The organism is Pseudomonas sp. NPDC089752, assembly GCF_044748725.1.
Classification (GTDB): Bacteria; Pseudomonadota; Gammaproteobacteria; order Pseudomonadales; family Pseudomonadaceae; genus Aquipseudomonas.
This window is the reverse complement of sequence record NZ_JBIVGP010000008.1, coordinates 197842-213870: the sequence shown is the minus strand read 5'-3', so window position 1 is coordinate 213870 and position 16029 is coordinate 197842. Positions and strand designations below refer to the sequence as shown.

The following is a 16029-nucleotide window of genomic DNA, read 5'->3' as shown; positions in this document are numbered from 1 at the left end:
CGCCGCAATACCGACGCTCGAAAATATTAGCATTGATGTTGCATGCTCTTGTATTTATGGAATTAGGAAGGTGAATTATGAGTTCAAGCGAGAAAACGGCGTTTATCACTGGCGCGGGCTCCGGTATTGGCGAGGCAGCAGCACTTGCATTTGCATCCAGCGGAGTAGCCGTTGCAGTTGGTGACCTTGACATAGTGAACGCGGAGAAAGTAGCTACAAAAATCACCTGCAGTGGTGGTTTGGCTAAGGCTTTCGCTATTGATGTTTCGTGCCCCCAGTCAGTGGAAAGCGCTTTTGAATCGGCTGAGTCATGGTACGGCGTTAACACCTCAATTCTGGTCAACAGTGCCGGTATCATGGGGGTGCACGAGTTCCTTGGCTATCCTGCAGAGTTGTTTTCCAAAGTAATGGCAGTTAATGTCACTGGCGCATTTCTCTGTGCCCAGCGTGCTTCTCGCAATATGGCTAAGGCTGGAGTCGGGAGGATTATCAATATCGCTTCTGTAAGTGCAGAACGGGCAGGGATCGGGCGCGCGGCCTATGGCACTTCCAAAGCAGCTTTGGTTGGGCTTACTCGGCAGATGGCCATGGAACTCGGCCCTTTGGGTATCACGAGTAATGCTGTAGCACCAGGGCCAGTTATTACACCCTTGACCCAGGCTAGTTATAACGCTGCGACGATTGATGCCTACGAGTCCATGATACCTGCTAGAAGACTAGGCCTGCTGAACGAAATAACGTCCGCCATTATTTATCTGGCCTCAGACGATGCAGCCTATATCAATGGTGTTTTTCTGCCTGTCGATGGTGGTTACCTGGCAGGCGGTGTGGCTAAAACTGGAAAACTTAGCTAAACCCGTGATTAGAAATGCCGTTGAGTCTTACCGCTCAAGGGTTGTCAAACTAATTTATCAATCGTTAGCAGTTAATCGCTAAAAAACTACAGATTAAACAACGTGACCTTCTATACTGTGAAAGCGAGGAAAAAGTGAAAGCTCTCAAAGAATCAGATTCGATCGAAATCCCGGGCTTGGTTTCTGAACTGCTGGCCCGACTGACACATGCAACGCCGGAAACAGCTCCATTTGTCGAGGGGCGGCGGCATTTCTTCAAGTACCGTGACCTCGGCCTTACTGATGCAACCAATGGACTCGCACGGGCACAGGTGACTTGTGCCACGGACGTAATGGAGCAAACCGGCTGGCATTATCATATCTGCGATGTGCATTTCATTTATGCATTACGTGGCTGGATTGATCTGCAATTTGAGGACGGACGAACTGTAAGAGTAAATACGGGTGAGTCGTTGTTTATCCCACCTGGACTGAAGCACAATGAAACAGGCATTTCAGCTGACCTAGAGCTCTTTGAAATGTCAATGCCAGCAAAAATGGGCACCGTGGCTTGTGATCCTCCAGAGCATTTGCCAAAAGATGCCTAAATTGGCCGTAATCCTTTTTTCGACGTAGGGAGGTGCTCGAGCACCTCCGCTGACGCTTGAAGTGAACACTTATCTAGGTGGCAACATGACTGCTAAAGGTTATCTGTACGCTGAGTTAAAAATTCATGACGAGGGCGACTTCTACAATCGCTATATGCACGCCGTAAAGCCCATGCTCGAAAAGTGGGGGGCTACTTTTATTGTTGCCACCGATAGCTTGGATATTTTGGAAGGCGACCGGGAGGTCGCTCGAGTTATAATTCTCGAGTTTTCCTCCTTGGTTAAGGCCAGGGACTTCTATTACTCCGATGAGTACCAGTCTATTATTGGGCTTCGCTTAAAGTCATCTTCTGCGCACTTATACATCATGGAGGGTCACTCCTAATCGGAGTGATCCGCGATCCCGACCTGCTGAGGACGCCTCCTCCCCGGAGACGAGGTACACATGCGGCGCGGCACACCGCGTCCAGCATCCGTTCTTATCAGTTACACACCAGAAGGATGCCGGACACTCCACGTGATGGATGTCGGTCTTTACGCACTTGTCAGCGCTGCGGCGCCCGCAGCCGCTTGTGCCGACAACTGCGCGAGGTTGATGCCTAGGACGCGACCATTGCGTTTGATGATCCGGCCATCAGCGATGACCGTGTCAACGTCGGCTGGCGTTCCCGACTGAACGATCGACGCCACAGGATCAATCACCGGGAACATGCCCAGGTTACGGGTGTTCATCATGATGATGTCCGCACGCTTCCCAATCGTGATAGAACCAATCTCGTGACCCAGGCCCATGGCGTCTGCGGCGTCCTGCGTTGCCCAGCGAAGCACATCGCGAGCTGTCATGAACTGTTCCTCGCCGGTAGTGCCGATCGCAAGATTCAAGCAAGTCTGCATGAGTAAGAAGGGGTTGGCGTTGCCACCCAAGACCAGGGTATCCACTCCCAACGTGACCGGAAGCTTTGCTCGGTGCAGTGCCTCGACTGGAGGAAGCCCGTAGCCTATGCGCATTTCAGTGAGAGGGGTGATACACACCGAAGCCCCATTGGCAGAGATGCTCTTGAGGTCTTGCTCGTCGACGTGAGTCGCATGCACCAGTTGCACGGAAGGTGAAAGCAGGCCGCGATCGTCCAACTGCTGGATCGCCTTCTTTTCACGCATCTTCTGGGTGACCGCGATGTGGGTGGAGACTGGAAGCGCGTGTGCCTTGGCGAAATCGAACTCTTCCTGCCAGATGGGGGCTTCGGTACGCTCTGGGCCGCGAATTGCCAGGCCGAGGTCGACACGCTGGTACTCCGATGACTGAAGTTGGGCCTTCACCCGCTCGATGTCTGCGAAGTTCATGGGCGCTTGAGGCGACAAGTCCTGGGGATAGCCGTACCACAGCCGAGCACGTAATCCGCTAGACGTCAGGGCCCGCAATTCAGCTTGTGCGAACTCGGGTTCGCGTATGTTGTGCGACCAACTGTTCACCGTCGTGATGCCGGCATGGATGGCCTCTGCCAGTCCTAGCCGGACGCTCAATTCTGTAAGGGCAGGGGTAAAACGCTTGCTGGTGGCTTGCTGAGTTTCAAAAAATGCAGGCCCTCCAGGGATCGGGGCGCTACTGCGGAGCAGGCTATTCCAAAGGTGCCAGTGCGCATCCACTATTCCGGGCAGAACGATCATTCCGGTCGCGTCGATTACTTGTGCGCCACTGGCGGGAAGGTTCTTCCCAATATGACGGATCATATTGTGCTCTATAAGCACATCTGCGCCCTGTAGATCTCCATGCTGCGGATCCATGGTAATCAGCGTCGCATTTCTCACGAGCAGGCGGGCAGGGTGCTGCGATGTCGGCTGCGCCGCCAGGGCCGGCATCGCCAGACCTGCCCCTGCCAATGAGCCAAGCTGCAGTAGCGTTCGACGGTCTATTTCCATTGCACATTACTCCATGAGGGTCGCCATTGCGCCACGTGCTGCCTGCAAACGATCGGAGCGCTGGGAGCCTCGGTGCTCTCGGTGTAGACCAAGCTGTATCAGCTTGATTGATACCGTGGAGAAGTCTCAGCAACCCGTTTTGTCCCGCTCTAGCACAGCACATTCGTGAGCTTCCAAGCCTGAAGGTACAACGTCAGTTTGTCGCCGTAGGCAGATTAACTATGTCAGGATGCTTCCGGCTCCGCTTATTTCAGCTAGATGACCACCTAAAGAACGGTTCAACAGGATCAGGTCGTTACAAGGCCGCTGGAAATGGGCATTTGCTGACCAAGCCTTTGGCCAGTCACACGAATCCAGGAAGACGCGCTTGCAATCAACAAAATTTCAAGACGTAAGCATGCTAATGGTTTAGCATGATTTCACTGTGCACCTGTTAACCCTGAATTGAAGGAAGAATTTCTATGTCACGTCTGGCCGAATTTCGCGAGTTGGAGCAGAAACTCGCAGCTCAACTCGCTGAGTTGGAGTCGATGAAAAATAGCTCCGAACTCCAAAGTGAAATCGAGTTTGAACGCAAGCTCCGCGACCTCTTGGCTTCCTACGGGTTCAGCTTGCGTAACGTTATCGATATCCTGGATCCCCAAGCAGTTCGCCGCCAAGTCGCCCCTGTAGCGCAGGCAAAATCTCCTCGTCGTCCCCGCCAACTCAAAGTCTACAAAAATCCCCACAACGACGAATTGATTGAGACGAAGGGTGGGAACCATCGGCTTCTGAAAGAATGGAAATCCCAATACGGAGCCGATGAAGTTGAGTCGTGGCTGATGCCGTGATCTTGAGCTTTCCATGAGCCCCCGTAAGGGGGCTTTTGATTTCTAGCCTATGGAGCTCCCTGCGTCCACCCGTGATGGTCAATCAGACATTGGGCTGCAGGCAGCGCAGAAGTGCAAAATGCAGGTACATCATTCAAAAAATGAGTACCTGCAAAAAGGATTAGGTACGGAGGAGTGATCTTGCCGATGAAGAAGACGAGTTCCTTGAAAGGATCCACACACATCCGGTCGACATGAACCATTGTCAGATCTGCCCAAGCGTGTCAGTTCGTCAATCCTGTCGAGCCGTAACCTCTGCTGCGCTGGCGCTTGGCATTGCCAGCCTATTAAGCGGACAGTCTTCGACCGCGCTCGCAGCTCAGGCCACATGCGGCGCCACCCGGGGCTCTCCGATGTTCGTCACGGCAGACTGTACGGATCCCGACTTCGCCAAACCGGTCATTGATAGCCGGGAGGATTTGCAGTCACCCATCCCGCTTCATCGTGTTTCTGGCCATTTTGAAGGTACGGACGCAAAGTTCAGCTTCTACTTCCCACCTAAATCCCAGTGGCAAGGACGCTTCTTCCAAAAGGTATACCCTTTGGGTGCTGGCGTCCCCACCGATCAGATCTTAAAGTTTAATACTGAGAGTGGGGCGTATACGGTTGAAACAATTTCACCGTCAGGTTACAGAGCTAACGCTGCGGCGGCCAAGTTCTCAAAGGTCATAGCCAGAGATTACTACCAGACTCATGAGCCGCGCATCTATGGTTACATTTACGGCGGCAGTGGAGGCTCTTATCAAACCATCGCTGCAGTAGAAAACTCATCGGGCGTATGGGATGGTGCCGTCCCGTTTGTGATCGGCCTACCGACATCCATCCCCACTAACTTCTTTGTGCGCGCCTTCGCACGCCTTGTCCTGGGCGATAAAGCCATCGGTATTGCCGATGCAATGAGCCCGGGCGGCAGTGGCGACCCGTATGTAGGCCTCGATACCACTGAGGCAGCAGCGTTCAGAGAGGTGACCGCCATGGGGGTACCGGTCAGGGGGTGGGATAATTACGCCTACCTGCTGGGGCTCAATGATCCTAAGGGGTTGATGGGCTTTGCCAGCACCGTGAAAGGTATCGATCCCACGTACGCTGACGATTTCTGGAGCAAGCCAGGCTATCTGGGAACAGAAGACTCGCCGCTCGGCAAGCTTGTCCGTGAAGCGAAGGTTGATCAGACCCTCTCTATTACAGCGATCGATCGTGGTGAGGCGGATCGACCGATCCGTATTCATCTTGCCAATGTACCTGCCACCAAGAATGCTCAGTGGCTGGAGTTTTCACTCGACAATCCGGGTCATTCAACACCTGTGAAATTGGAGGGGGCACTCGACCCGGCCACTGGCATTCTGACCCTTGCCCCCGAAAATGACCGGGTAGCACTGGATTCGCTCAAAGAAACCTCGAGAGTACACGTCAGCAACCGTTGGCCCATAGCGCTAACTACTTATCATCGTCACCAGATCCCAACATCAGGAGGGTTCACGGAGTGGGATCAATTCCTGAAATCGGATGGATCACCCCTGTATCCGCAGAGGCAGGTGCTGGCGGGCAAACTCATCAGTACGAATGTCAGCGGAGGAGGGACGCACACTGGCCAAATTCACGCCAAGATGATCGTGATCTCCAACGCGCTGGATGTCGATGCATACCCTTGGCATGCTGACTGGTACGCCCAGCGGCTGAAGCAACATCAGGGAAGTCACTACAAAGACAATGTCCGTGTCTGGCTGAACGACAACGCTGACCATCTGGACGGGAGTGTCATAGGTTACGGTGCAGCCCAAAGCCAGGTCGTCAGGCTCATCGACTACAACGGTATTTTGGAACAGGCAGTGCGGGATGTGAGTGCCTGGGCAGAAAGAGGCATAGCTCCACCCGTATCGACTGAGTACAAGGTAGCCGATGGGCAGGTGAGGCTACCCAGGGCAGCGGCTGATAGGCGGGGTATTCAACCAGTCGTTGAGCTCACCTCGAGCAGCGGAGACCGGATAACGGTCGCCGTCAACTCACCCGTTACACTTGTGGGCCACATCTCTGTCCCGCCTGGCGCCGGAAAGGTTGTGCAAGCAGAATGGAGTGCGTCCGGAAGGGACGATTTTGTCAGTGCGCAAATGCCAACGCAGCCACTTGTTGGCCTGACGCTCCAGAAAACCTTCACCTACTCCAAGCCCGGTGTCTATTACCCCGTGCTCCGCGTTACCTCTCAACGCGAAGGTCTCCCACAATCTGAATTCGGTCGAGTAAAAAACCTGGCGCGCCTGAGGGTCGTCGTCGAATAGCCCCTGCGTAACGGCGTGGGTAAGTTGTACGCCCGCGCCCGCTCAGATCGTGCGCTTGTGTGGCGCATCAATCCATGAACGCCAACTCAGCCTGCAGGGTCGAGGAGGGAGAGCTCTGGGCCCTGTGCCGTTTGCGAGCAGGCAATGAGTCGGGCCTGGCTACCGGGCACTCCCACGCAGGGGCACGTAACTCGGACAGCCCACCATTCTGGTGGAGGTCTTCCAACTCCGACCTTAACTTGACGATCAGCTCTTGCGCCGGCTGACCGGTGCTCTCGCTCAGCGTCAGTGTGAGGAGGGTGAGTGGGCTTAGTTCAAGGCGCTGGCTTAGCTGATCGAGCTTGTCCAGGGTAATGCTTGATTTCCCGGTCTCGAGCTTGGACAGGTAGGTGCGACTCGTTACATCACCAAACCCACGCTGGCTGAGATTGCGCGTGCTTCGTACCGCCCGCAACACACTCGCAAATGACGATTTAAGTGACATCAATCCTTCCTGAAATGATATTTCTGGCCGAGGTCATCCGTAGGATTCTATCGGCATCATAAGGTGCGCGCACACTGGAGTACATTTGTACCCTGGGTGCTTTTCGAACACCCCTGGCTCAGCCAGTCTAGGGGCTCCGGTTCGAGCAACCTCCCTCTATCACACAAAGAAGTTCAGTGACGGTACCCATCAACCTCGCTTTTTCATTGCAAGACCTTACTGGATGCAGCAAGCGTATGGCACATGGCTATCTACTTGCCTACAATCCGGGCCTTGCCTCTTATCGCGATGGATCCGCGTAGCCGACGGTTCGATCGCCTCAGAAAATGGATTTAGCTCATGTGGCACGACAACGAAACCACGACGGATTACCTAAATTTTGGGGTGGTCGCAGATGCGTGCGCGAGTCTTCTGAAACAAAGTGCCGGCGAGCCCATCTCAATCGGCGTGTCAGGTGGCTGGGGCGCGGGTAAATCCTCCTTGGTGAAGATGATTGCCTCACGCTTGGCCGACCTGCCCGCTGTTAGCGCGACACCTTCTACCGCCCCCCAAACGGGTTCCGCAGATAGCGCACAGGACACCCGTTACGTTGTTATCACATTCAACCCCTGGCTTTATCAAGATTTCGAGAGCGCTCGCAGCGCCTTACTGCAGATCGTTGGCGATGAGGTGCTCAATCTCGCCAAAGGTGACAAGACACTGTGGAACAAAGCTGTCGACCTGATGCGCAGGATCAATTTGCTGAAGCTTGTACAGGTCAGCACTGAGGCCGCGCTCACCATCAAGACCGGGCTGCCCATAGGCTCGGTGGGTAAGGCAGTCGTCAAAGCCATGGGCTGGTTCAAATCCTCAGCAGGAGATGCTGGAGACGACCAGGCGGCAGGGGCAAAAGGTGCCGACGCCGACGGCAGTGATGACGATGGGGCTGCAGATTACTTTGGTCTCAAATCGCTTGGCATCTTGAACCCGGCCAATCCCATGTCTCTGCCGAACGAGATCCAGGCGTTCCGCGATGCGCTGCAGCAGCTGCTCGGTGAGCTCGGGGTGACCTTGGTAGTATTTGTCGATGACCTCGACAGGTGCCTTCCTGAAACGGCCATCTCGACGTTGGAATCGATCCGCCTTCTGCTGTTCCTCAAGCGTACGGCATTCGTGATCGCTGCCGACAATGACTTCATTCGCGGTGCGGTCAAGAAGCACTTCGAAGGAACCGATATCAACGACGACATCGCGACCAACTACTTCGATAAGCTTATTCAGGTACCTCTGCACGTACCTCGTCTTGGCGTGAATGAGGCCAAGGCCTACTTGGTACTGCTCTTGCTGGAGCGCGAGGCCAGAGCTGGAGCGTTCGCGCAAGACAAGTTTGAGGATGCCAAACTGCTCATCCCCAAAAGGCTGAGTCAGAGTTGGCAGGGCGAGACGATCACCACCGAATTCCTGTTTGAGCTCGTCGATGGTGATCTCAGACTTCAGGAGCTTATGCAGCTTGCCGAGGGGCTGGCGCCACTCATGTTCAACTCCACCGCCATCAGTGCTAACCCGCGACTGATGAAGCGGTTCTTGAATACCGTATTCCTGCGTCAGTCGCTGGCGGCGCCTCAGGGAATCAAGCTAGATGTCCCTGCGTTGGCCAAATGGCACCTGCTTGAGCGGTGTAACGAAGACCTCGCCAAAACGCTGTCCTCACTGGTGACTTCGGACAATGACGGCCAGGTATCCATCCTTCTAGAGGCTGAGTCTCTTGCCGCCAGCGGAGCAGGGCTCCCTGAGAACTTCCCGGATGAGTTTTTTGTGAGGGAGTGGCTGCAGCTAGCCCCTGCGCTGGGATCCAGAGACTTGCGTCCATTGCTTCACCTGAGTCGCGACTCGGCTACCCGAGACTTCGGGGATGACAACATGACGCCTGCTTCGCGACAGCTTCGGGACATGCTGAAGAAAGCCTCCAGCGGTAACGATCCACTGACCCAGGCCATCCGAGCCTTGGATACCACGCAGGCTGAGCTCGCCATGGTGAAGGCTTGGCAGGGCACCGTCACCTCCCGCTCTTGGAAGAATAAGACCGAGATGGTCATGCTAATTGAACCCTGCAAGGTGCACACATCCCTGGGTAAACGCGCCGCTGTCTTACTGGCCCAAGCTCCAGCGAAATCGGTAGGGCCGGGGATCATTCCCTCACTTGCCAACCAATCCTGGGCCACAGATGTTCTCAAGGCCTGGAAGGAGAATTCAGAAGTCGCGGGGAATACGAAGAATGCAATCGATCGGGCGCTAAGGAATGCAAGCTGATGGGTACCTCAACTTCGAGCAGTGGTGGTAAAGCAGGCTCACCCTTCGATCCAGAGTGGCTGGATCAAGGGGAGGGCGCGGGGGCAGGGCCCGGAGATGGCACAACGGAAACCGAAGGCACCGAGGACACGCCTGGTGGCCAAGACGATAATACCGAGGCTGGCCAGGAGTGTGATGTAGCGCCTGATCGCCGGTTCATGCCGGCTCGCGCCAAGCTGGGTAAGTACCTATCGGGTGGTGGCAGAGACGCGCTCCGTGGTGCCGCCAGCAGCATGATCAATAAGGGGATGGGCGGTTCGGCTCGAGCTGCGCGAACAATGCGCGGGGTTGCTCAGGGCGCCGGCCGTTTGGGCAAGTTCCTCGAAGCCGTCCGAGATGGCAGCACCCAGCAAGCGATCGACTGGCTGCAGCGCGTGCGTGGCCAGAATCTTTCGGCAGAAGACCTGGTGCTGGAGCTCATTAAGGAAGTCATGCCTGACACCGGGAGCATCGATGATGAGTCGCTGCGCAACGCAGGGTCGGACGCGATGGCCTTGCTGTACCAAAAAGATCCGGACGTCGATGTTTTCGTCCTCACCGATGACCAGATCAACTCGGTCATCGGTTTCACAATCGGTAACGCTGTGTGCAACCGACTCGACGAGCAACTAGGCCAGACCTACGAAAAACTGAAGTATTCGCCCCTTCAAGTGCAAGAGCTTAGAAATGATGTTCAGGAATGGGTACACGGTGAGGTAGAGCGGATCATGGAAGGACTAGCAGGCCAACGATTGGATTGCCAAACCCTGGCGCAAACAGTCCTCCAGGGCGCGCTGGAGGTCTTTGCAGAATGATCAAGGTAATTTGCGCCAGAGCTGACCAGCTGCCCGCTGAACTTCAACCGGGCGAGCGCGCCTTTTCGTACTTTAAGTCCGCCCGGCGAGAGGGTGTTGGTACCATTGCCAAGGGCTGGCATGGGTCTCTCAAGCGGAAAGGCTTCCGGCCAAGCCCGGCGACCTGGGATTTTGTTCAGTTTTGCCTGGCGGTGTGCGCAACCGATCTGTGTGGGTTGCGCAAGACTAGCGCCGATGGTTGGACGCGTACCATTGAGCTCAGCGTCGGCTTGCATGAACCACTGCGATGGGAACCTTACAGAGCCGAGTTGGAACAGCTGCTCAAGGTATTGACCGGGGATTACTGGACGCTGATCTTCACCGGGGCTGGCATGCCGCCACCGGAAGGAAAATTCGTTGCCAAACCTCAGGACTGCGTGTCGTTGCTGTCGGGAGGCCTCGATAGCTTGATCGGTGGGCTCGACCTGGTCGCTCAAGGGCGGCGCCCCTTGTTTGTCTCGCAACTGGCGCATGAGGACTCGCAGCGCCAGCGCGATTACGCTCAGCTGCTAGGCGGGGATGGGGCCCACTATCAGTGGAGTCACGGCATCAGCTTCAAGGGCTCTAAAGAGCCTTCAACGCGCGCCCGATCGTTGGCGTTCTACGCGTTCGCCGTATTAGCCACGTCGCGATTGGCCGCCCCTCGCCCCACATTGTTCATTCCTGAGAACGGGTTCATCTGCGTGAATCCGCCCCTTGTCCCCGGGCGCGTATCGAGCTTGAGCACCCGCACGACGCACCCTTTGTTCATAGCCAAGCTCCAGCAGGTGCTGGACGGTGTAGGAGTGCGTGTGCAGCTGGAACTACCCTACCGGTTCAAGACCAAGGGTGAAATGATGAACGACTGCCTTGATCCGGTGCGTCTGCGGCAATTGGCCTGGCAGACAACCAGCTGTGGGCGTTTCCGCACTTATAATCGCACGCACTGCGGGCGCTGCGTACCTTGTATGATTCGTCGCGCCGCGTTCACCGCATGGACGGGAGGTGATGACGCAACCCAGTATGTGTATCCCAGCCTGGTGGGAAGCGACAAGTCCAGCGGCCCGGATGATCCAATGGCTGTGGCACAGGCTGTCTTGACGACCCGGTCTAAGGGTATCGACAGATTCTTGGGCGCCTCGCTCGCGTTCGCTCCAGTTGATGAGCGCGCGCAGTATCGCTCAGTGCTCACGAATGGCATTCAAGAACTTGAAGCTTTGTTGACTGGGGACGGCGTACTTTGATGGATTTCCACTGCCACCTCGACTTGTACTCCAATGCCCGGGACGTTTACGCGCAGGCACAGGACAGGAACGAGTTCACGTGGCTTGTCACCACCAGCCCCCGAGCGTTCACCGCGACGTGCAGAGTGCTGGGTGGTAGCGACAAGGTGCTGATCACTCCCGGACTGCACCCGGAGATCGTTGGAGCCCGTCACGCTGAGCTCGACATGCTGCTTGAGCAGATCAGACAGGTGACGGCAGTGGGCGAGGTCGGCCTGGATGGTTCCAAGCGCTTTCAAGCGAGTTACGACGTGCAGCGCAGGGTGTTCGTTGCCGTCGTGGCTCAGTGCGCAGCACTCGGCGGTCGAGTACTGAGCATCCATTCGCGTCAGGCCGTGAAGGATGTGCTGGCGGTTTTGCACGATCATCCGGGCTACGGTACTGCTGTGCTGCACTGGTTCACTGGAACAGCCACGGAGCTCAAGGCTGCAGTAGCACAAGACTGCTGGTTCAGCATTGGCCCAGCAGCCTTCAACTCGGCAGCGGGGCAGTCCTTGGCCAAGAAACTCCCGCGCGATCGGGTCGTCCCAGAAAGCGATGGGCCTTTTGCTCAGATAGATGGCGCCAGTGTCATGCCGTGGAGTGCAGGTCACACCGCACAGTTACTGGGAAGGGCATGGGACATCACCCCTGCAGACGCCATGCATATTCTGGAGTCGAATTCTCGTCGGCTTCTTGGTCTGATTCGGGCACAGGGTTGATCCGAGCCATGAAGCCCGTACAGGTTGACCAGGTGGGCGGTGAATTTAGGATGGATGCATGGAGCAACCAAACCGAGCCAAACAGAAGGGCCAAGATCATCGCGCAGGAAAAGGCCAGGCTTCCCTTTTAGGTCAGCACTGGCGATAGGGCCATAATCGAAGCAGCGCCGATTAGAAGGCCATTGTATAGCGCACAATGAAGCGGTTTTCATCGGCACTGTCGGCATAGGTGGAGCGATTCGTAGCATTGCGCCACTGCACTGACAGGCCTTTGACTGGGCCACTCTGCACAACATACGTAAGGTCAGTCACTCGCTCCCATTCTTTACCATCTTCGCCGACAGCCCGAAGGCCTGCAGCTTGGCGGGTGGTGAGAAGAGTTGGATCGACGTCCTCACCCTTCGCATATTTAAGGACGAGGGTTAAGCCCGGAAGGCCCATAGCGACGAAATTGTAATCATAGCGAGCGAACCAGACCCTTTCTTGGGGAGCTGTAAAAGTACTGACAAGGGACTCGGCAAATAAGTAGGTATCTGCACCATTCACCATGGCGAACGACGTATCACCCCACGCCTTTTGAAAGCCACCACCAAGCGTGTGGCCGCTAAAACTGTAAGCTAAATAGCTGCTGAACGTCCGGTTATCAACTTCGCCTAGATCTTTGTCGCCAGTCTCTTCTGAGTCGAAATAACGCAGATCAGCGATCGCGACTCCTGCGCCCAAAGGCTGATTCAGCTTGAATCCAAAGAAGTGGGTGCGATAGAGATTCTCTAGCTCTGAAGCGTGAGCACTAACAGTGAGTGTAGGAAGAACCTTGAAATCAAGCGCCAGATAACTGAAGTGGTCAGCCTCTATAGGTTTGTAGCCAAACGCTGTCAACTTTTCAAAATCTGTTGAGTTGCGTTGCTTGACCGCGTTGATCCTGTAGGCGGACACCGTCAATGCCTCAAGATCATTGGAAACCAGTGATCCGCCCCTGAAAACTTGAGGCAACAGACGGCTGTTGTTACTCCACAGCAGGGGCATCAGTGGACTCAAGCCACCGATTCGGAGCTCACTTTTAGCCATGCGCGCTTTTGCGGTGAAGGCGACCTTGCCGTATTCATTCTCGACGTTGCGCTCCGAGTCGAATGCCAGCACACCAGAACCCGTACGGTCGGGGCTGGAATCGAGCTTAATCCCCAAAAGTCCTTGCGCATCGAGGCCGAACCCTACAGTACCTTCAGTAAATCCAGACTGTAGGTTAAGTATGAAGCCTTGCCCCCACTCATCCCGTTTCGATTGCGAAGCACCATCGTTACGAAAATTTCTGTTGTAATAGAAATTTCTTAGCTCGAGGGTGCCCTTTGAATCCTTGATGAAATCAGCGAGCACTAGGGGGCTTTGTGAAGATATAAATATAATTGCAGCCGATCTGGTAATATTTTTGAGCATAATAATCACCATTTATTTTTATTGTGTGCACAACATCGCAATCCCGTGAGAGCTACGGTATTGTTCAAGCCTCTATGTGACTGGCGTCAGCAGCCTGATGCTAACCGAACAATCGCATCGCGACTGCCAGCACGCTCACGCAAAATAAACTTCTGAATTTTCCCAGTGGCGGTTTTAGGAAGTTCGTCAAAAATGACGCGACGCGGGCATTTGAAACGGGCCAGGCGTTCGAGGCAGAGCGCGAGGATCTCTTCTTCCGCTGGTGCGTTAGTACCTGGCTTTAGCTCAACAAAAGCGCAGGGTACTTCTCCCCATTTCTCATCGGGCTGAGCAACGACCGCTGCGTGGAGAACGGCAGGGTGCTCGTGGATTACTTCCTCGATTTCAATGGAGGAAATGTTCTCCCCCCCGGAGATGATCACGTCTTTGCACCGATCAGTGATCTGGATGTACCCGTTCTCGTGGACGACCGCAACATCACCCGTATGGAACCAGCCTCCAGCGAACGCTTTCTCCGTGGACGCATGATTTTTGAAGTAGCCTTTCATGACAGTATTGCCACGCATGAGCAGCTCACCTGTCGTGACACCATCGCGCGGTACCGGTACGAATGTGTCAGGATCAGCCACAATCATTTGCTCGAATGCAGCAGCCCGCGCACCTTGGCGCACCCTCAGCAAACCCTGCTCCGCCTCAGGAAGACCATCCCAAGACTCCTGCCATTCACAACTGACTGGAGTGCCGCATACCTCTGTGATTCCGTAGACATGATCCACCTCAAAACCGAGAGCGAGAACAGCCTTCAAAACCGAAGCGGGTGGGGGAGATCCAGCGGTGAGCACGCGTACGGTTTTCTCGAGTGCTGGAGGGTTGGCCGAATTTGCAATCATCGCCATTACGATCGGGGCAGCGCAGAAATGGTCAACGCCGTGGCGCTCAATGGCATCGAAGACAGTTTCCGCTGAAACCTTGCGCAGACAAACGTGGGTACCTGTGGCAGCGGTAATTGCCCATGTGAAGCACCAACCGTTGGCGTGAAACATCGGAAGCGTCCAGAGGTACCTTGGAGCACGAGTCAGAGGCCAATTGGTCATCTGCAGCATGCTCATCAGGTACGTGCCACGATGGCTGGCAACTACGCCTTTGGGATCGCCTGTCGTGCCCGAAGTGTAATTGAGGGCGATAGGCTCCCACTCGTCTTCGGGCCAAACCCCCTCAAATGCAGGCTCACCCGTGCCAATCAGCTCTTCATAATCGCATAGACCTATAGCAGGGCCTGCAGGTGCCAAAAGATCGTTGATATCAATGACGTCAGGTTTCTTCGCCAGCAGATTGAGGGCCGCTTCCGTCAAAGCCGCAAATTCACGATCGACCAGGAGTAGCTTACATTCGCTATGACGGAGGATGAAAGCAACACCCTCTGCGTCCAGCCGGTAGTTGATGGAGTTCAGTACCGCACCGGCAAGCGGAACGCCAAAGTGGGCTTCAAGCATCGCCGGGGTATTTGGAGCAATGATGGAAACGGTATCTCCTTTCCCCAACCCCCGGCGCCACAGAGCAGATGCGAGCCTGTAGCAGCGGTCTCTGGTTTCCCTCCAAGTTTGTTGGAACTCCCCGTGAATCAAGGCGACACGCTCAGGATGAACGAGTGCAGCACGGTCGAGAAACCCAAGCGGTGTCAGTGGCAGATGGTTTGCAGCGGTACGGTTTAATCCGCATTGATAGGCACTCATCGTCATAGCGTTGTCTCCTTCTTATTGTTGTGAAACGTGGTGAACGCACTGACGGGCTCACGATCGGTGACTAAGCTGTTCTCTACACAACGCTCATTGGCGTAACCGAGGCTCATCCCACAGACGAGCATCTGGTGATCGGGAATCTCCAGCACTTCAGAAATGATTTTGTGGTATTTCAGAAACGCGGCCTGGGGACAGGTATGCAGTCCTCGACCTCGCGCTGCGACCATCAGGCTCTGCAGGAACATCCCATAATCAAGAAGGCTACCTACCTGCAGAACGCGGTCGATGGTGAAGATCATCCCTACCGGTGCATCAAAGAAGCGGTAGTTACGACCGTGCTGTTGATGCATCCCTTGCTTGTCAGCCTTCGAAATCCCTAGAAGGCCGTACAAATCCCAGCCGACCTTGCGCCTGCGGTCAATGTAGGGGCTGACCCATTCCCGTGGGTAATAATCATAAGGGTCGCTTAAATGCTCACTGACCGCCGGGTTGTTATCGAGTAGTTCGATGGCCTGTGACAGCTTGCGCTTCGTATCCCCGGTCACTACATGAACATGCCAGGGCTGCATGTTCACGCCCGTCGCACTGAAGCGTGCAACATTCAGCACTGCTTCAATTTCCTTATGGGAAACCTCATCAGGCAGGAATGCCCGAATACTGCGCCTCGACATAATCGCCCAATCGACCGCCTCACAGAGCGTTTCTGAAGGCAGCGACGGCTGTGCTAAGCGGGAAATTGTCATTT

The 16029-nt window shown here is 55.2% G+C and carries 14 protein-coding genes; 9 read left to right on the top strand and 5 right to left on the bottom strand.

Going from position 1 to position 16029, the window contains the following annotated elements:
• Positions 1 to 77 precede the first annotated feature (77 nt).
• From ACIPZF_RS15715 to ACIPZF_RS15705, 3 genes are all read left to right on the top strand, one after another.
• Complete coding sequence (locus ACIPZF_RS15715; RefSeq protein WP_400800990.1) at positions 78 to 854, top strand: SDR family NAD(P)-dependent oxidoreductase; 777 nt, start codon at positions 78 to 80, stop codon at positions 852 to 854.
• Positions 855 to 988: 134 nt separating this feature from the next.
• Positions 989 to 1441, top strand: a complete 453-nt coding sequence (locus ACIPZF_RS15710; protein ID WP_400800989.1) for a cupin domain-containing protein — start codon at positions 989 to 991, stop codon at positions 1439 to 1441.
• Between the two features lie 85 nt (positions 1442 to 1526).
• Positions 1527 to 1826, top strand: coding sequence for a DUF1330 domain-containing protein (locus ACIPZF_RS15705; protein ID WP_400800987.1), 300 nt, complete (start codon positions 1527 to 1529; stop codon positions 1824 to 1826).
• Positions 1827 to 1975: 149 nt separating this feature from the next.
• On the opposite strand, the gene ACIPZF_RS15700 is transcribed toward ACIPZF_RS15705, so the two are convergent.
• Positions 1976 to 3358 (bottom strand): amidohydrolase family protein, encoded by a 1383-nt coding sequence (locus tag ACIPZF_RS15700; RefSeq protein WP_400800985.1) that lies wholly within the window; start codon positions 3356 to 3358, stop codon positions 1976 to 1978.
• Between the two features lie 461 nt (positions 3359 to 3819).
• Between ACIPZF_RS15700 and ACIPZF_RS15695 the strand changes: the two genes are divergently transcribed.
• Both ACIPZF_RS15695 and ACIPZF_RS15690 read left to right on the top strand, forming a co-directional pair.
• Positions 3820 to 4188: a histone-like nucleoid-structuring protein, MvaT/MvaU family gene (locus ACIPZF_RS15695; RefSeq protein ID WP_400800983.1), complete on the top strand. Its 369-nt coding sequence runs from the start codon at positions 3820 to 3822 to the stop codon at positions 4186 to 4188.
• Between the two features lie 392 nt (positions 4189 to 4580).
• A complete protein-coding gene (locus ACIPZF_RS15690; RefSeq protein WP_400800981.1) occupies positions 4581 to 6503 on the top strand; it encodes a Tat pathway signal sequence domain protein in 1923 nt (640 codons plus the stop codon).
• Between the two features lie 67 nt (positions 6504 to 6570).
• Here the strand turns inward: ACIPZF_RS15690 and ACIPZF_RS15685 are convergent, their stop codons facing one another.
• Positions 6571 to 6987 (bottom strand): helix-turn-helix domain-containing protein, encoded by a 417-nt coding sequence (locus ACIPZF_RS15685; protein WP_400800979.1) that lies wholly within the window; start codon positions 6985 to 6987, stop codon positions 6571 to 6573.
• A gap of 339 nt (positions 6988 to 7326) precedes the next feature.
• Here ACIPZF_RS15685 and ACIPZF_RS15680 point away from each other — a divergent pair, with 339 nt between their 5' ends.
• The 4 genes from ACIPZF_RS15680 to qatD are packed head-to-tail and all read left to right on the top strand — an operon-like array spanning position 7327 to position 12111.
• Positions 7327 to 9276 carry a P-loop NTPase fold protein gene (locus ACIPZF_RS15680; RefSeq protein WP_400800978.1) on the top strand — a complete coding sequence of 650 codons (1950 nt, stop codon included), beginning with the start codon at positions 7327 to 7329 and terminating at the stop codon, positions 9274 to 9276.
• Positions 9276 to 10109 carry a hypothetical protein gene (locus ACIPZF_RS15675; protein ID WP_400800976.1) on the top strand — a complete coding sequence of 278 codons (834 nt, stop codon included), beginning with the start codon at positions 9276 to 9278 and terminating at the stop codon, positions 10107 to 10109. Before ACIPZF_RS15680 ends, ACIPZF_RS15675 begins: the two co-directional genes overlap by 1 nt.
• Positions 10106 to 11371: a Qat anti-phage system QueC-like protein QatC gene (gene qatC, locus ACIPZF_RS15670; protein ID WP_400800974.1), complete on the top strand. Its 1266-nt coding sequence runs from the start codon at positions 10106 to 10108 to the stop codon at positions 11369 to 11371. The genes ACIPZF_RS15675 and qatC overlap by 4 nt, the downstream gene beginning before the upstream one ends.
• On the top strand, positions 11371 to 12111 hold the full coding sequence (qatD, locus tag ACIPZF_RS15665; RefSeq protein ID WP_400800972.1) for a Qat anti-phage system TatD family nuclease QatD: 741 nt from the start codon (positions 11371 to 11373) through the stop codon (positions 12109 to 12111). The genes qatC and qatD overlap by 1 nt, the downstream gene beginning before the upstream one ends.
• A gap of 171 nt (positions 12112 to 12282) precedes the next feature.
• Here qatD and ACIPZF_RS15660 read toward each other — a convergent pair whose 3' ends face one another.
• The 3 genes from ACIPZF_RS15660 to ACIPZF_RS15650 all read right to left on the bottom strand — a co-directional run bounded on the left by ACIPZF_RS15660 (position 12283) and on the right by ACIPZF_RS15650 (position 16027).
• The gene (locus tag ACIPZF_RS15660) at positions 12283 to 13557 is read right to left on the bottom strand and encodes an OprD family porin (protein ID WP_400800970.1); all 1275 of its coding nucleotides are present in this window, start codon (positions 13555 to 13557) and stop codon (positions 12283 to 12285) included.
• A gap of 74 nt (positions 13558 to 13631) precedes the next feature.
• Complete coding sequence (locus ACIPZF_RS15655; RefSeq protein ID WP_400801252.1) at positions 13632 to 15278, bottom strand: AMP-binding protein; 1647 nt, start codon at positions 15276 to 15278, stop codon at positions 13632 to 13634.
• 2 nt (positions 15279 to 15280) lie between these two features.
• Positions 15281 to 16027: a nitroreductase gene (locus ACIPZF_RS15650; protein ID WP_400800968.1), complete on the bottom strand. Its 747-nt coding sequence runs from the start codon at positions 16025 to 16027 to the stop codon at positions 15281 to 15283.
• Positions 16028 to 16029: the final 2 nt, after the last annotated feature.